The organism is uncultured Mesonia sp. (assembly GCA_947499595.1).
GTDB classification, from domain to species: Bacteria; Bacteroidota; Bacteroidia; order Flavobacteriales; family Flavobacteriaceae; genus Mesonia; species Mesonia sediminis.
Genome location: CANMOY010000056.1, coordinates 1 through 290, shown reverse-complemented (window position 1 = coordinate 290; position 290 = coordinate 1). Strand labels below are relative to the sequence as shown.

The 290-nt window shown below is 51.0% G+C and carries 1 protein-coding gene; it reads left to right on the top strand.

Features of this window, described 5'->3' with window-relative positions:
* Positions 1-290 (top strand): hypothetical protein (locus tag ACH2AZ_RS12545; RefSeq protein ID WP_394908107.1); only part of this gene is annotated, 290 nt, incomplete at both ends.

Genomic DNA, 290 nt, shown 5'->3' with positions numbered 1-290 from the left:
GGTGGTTTAGGTCTTAATTATACGCTTTGGACGTGTATGGAGTTGGATACCAGCAGCATTGCCGGGCAAGCCGCCACGGTAGTTTTTGCGATGTCAGATGTTAAAGGCGTCGGTGCTTTTTACGGCTACGCCTACATAGACAACCTAGGCAATGCCAGCTGTAGCAATGATGTTTTTGGGAAGGTTTCTATAGACGAGCCTACGGGTACTGCTGGCAGCAGTGCTTGTAGTTTGCTTGCACCGGTAAATCAAGACCCCTGTTTGGCGCCGGTGGCTGTACAAAGCGGTCC